Here is a 301-nt window from a genome sequence, read left to right on the forward strand (position 1 = left end):
GTAGATGAGCAGGCCCTCCGGAATGACGCCCCGGTCGCGGTGGTGGCACAGGTTCGACTCGGGGTCACGCTTTGAACGCTTCTTGTTGCCGTCGCCCGTCACGTACGGCAGGTGGCCGCAGCGCGGAATGGCGCTGGCCAGTCCGATGTCGATGAGGGCGTGATAGAGCGCGATCTGGCGAGGGGTGGAGGAGAGGAGGTCCTCGCCGCGCAGCAAGTGGGTGATGCCCATGAGCGCGTCGTCCACTGGGTTGACGAACGTGGAGAGCGGAGCGCCGGTCGGGCGCGCGACCACGGAGTCC

The 301-nt window shown here is 67.8% G+C and carries 1 protein-coding gene; it reads right to left on the reverse strand.

Annotated elements, in window-relative coordinates; genetic code table 11:
* Nucleotides 1–301: glutamate--tRNA ligase family protein (locus tag FVP33_RS19055; protein ID WP_246142439.1), on the reverse strand; the 301-nt coding region annotated here is incomplete at both ends.

The organism is Lacisediminihabitans profunda (genome assembly GCF_008040105.1).
Lineage (GTDB): Bacteria > Actinomycetota > Actinomycetes > Actinomycetales > Microbacteriaceae > Lacisediminihabitans > Lacisediminihabitans profunda.